General features: G+C 56.7%; 1 protein-coding gene and 1 pseudogene. Both read right to left on the bottom strand.

All coding sequences use genetic code 11. From position 1 onward, the window contains the following. Positions 1 to 186, bottom strand: a pseudogene (locus tag GC127_RS22970) (hypothetical protein); the annotation flags it as partial. 199 nt (positions 187 to 385) lie between these two features. Continuing rightward, positions 386 to 913, bottom strand: a complete 528-nt coding sequence (locus tag GC127_RS01280; RefSeq protein ID WP_151992552.1) for a hypothetical protein — start codon at positions 911 to 913, stop codon at positions 386 to 388. Positions 914 to 1213 lie beyond the last annotated feature (300 nt).

Genomic DNA, 1213 nt, shown 5'->3' with positions numbered 1-1213 from the left:
TGCCGTTGAAATCCAACCGGTCTGCACGCAGGTGGGGCACAGCGGTTGCGCCGACATGAGCGTGAACAGCCTGACCTTGATTACAGCGCCACAAAGGCGACAACGCAGCGCGAGGTGAAAACGGTCGATCACGCGGGCTACGATGTCATACCCCTTCGCTTTGGCAGAAGAGATCCAATGGGGCATCAGTTGCCCTGGATAAATGGGAATGGGCGTGCCAGAAATTGTGAGAGTATTTGTCATGGGATGATCTCCGGTTTGGCCGCGATTGTGCGCGCACGTTGAGAGGAGCGGCGCGAACGGGCGGCCGGTCAGTTTGAAATTCGGTGAAACGGGTTTCCTCCTCCCATGTCGGGGGGAGGAAGCGGTCAGATGGGATGTGGCGTCAGCAGTCGAGCACCAACTCGTCAGCCCGGCTATCAACGGCCAGAGGTTCGTCGACCGGCGTGCAGTCGAACAACGGCAAGCTGATCATGGCGTTCACCAGATGACGGGCGTGGAGCAGAAGGCCGTTGCGATGCATCGCCGTCTGGGAAAGCCCCGAGGCCTGAAATTGCGAGAAAAACGCCATCTGCATTTCGTCGTGCATCGCCCGCGCACCACCCGGTTCCTCGTGCCCGATCATCGCGTCCGCAAGCCGGGCCATCCGCTTGAGCGGCAAGTCTTCGCGCAATTCGATGGGCAGGCAATGCACCCCGGCCAGTGCATCGGCAAGATTTTCATATGCCTGCTCGGTGTCCGCCGCCCAGGCTGAATATGCCGGATCTTGGCTGTGTGCGATGTCTTCCAGATCACGCTCAGCATCAATGAAGGCGTGCATCGTGCTGAGAACATTGCGGAACGCGACCGAAATTGCTGTCTCGCGAAGGGCTTCATGCCCGAGATCGGGCATGATAGGAGTTTGCTTAGTCATCTGATTTCTCCGTAGGAATGATGATGATTAGGGCCAAGGTTCGAGTTACCGCTCTTGCCTTGGTCCGCCTATCATGTAATGTTGTAATCAAATAGTCAAGCAGATTTGAGGATGATTCGACATGCCTGAGCAAAAAAAGAAGATCGGTCGCCCGAAGACGGACACCAAGCCCGTGATGATCCGAATGGAACCCGAGATGATCAGTGAGATTGATGCTTATCGACGAACGTTAGATGATGTCCCGACCCGCCCGGAGGCGATGCGGCGGATATTGGCGGATTTTCTGGAAGCATGGAGAGA

This window comes from Roseovarius sp. EC-HK134, assembly GCF_902498815.1.
Taxonomy (GTDB): Bacteria; Pseudomonadota; Alphaproteobacteria; order Rhodobacterales; family Rhodobacteraceae; genus Roseovarius; species Roseovarius mucosus_A.
This window is presented reverse-complemented; position numbering and strand designations above follow the sequence as displayed.

What these genes read in the sequence shown, in the direction of transcription:
- GC127_RS01280 (WP_151992552.1), bottom strand. Translation starts at nt 913, where the DNA reads ATGACTAAGCAAACTCCTATCATGCCCGATCTCGGGCATGAAGCCCTT.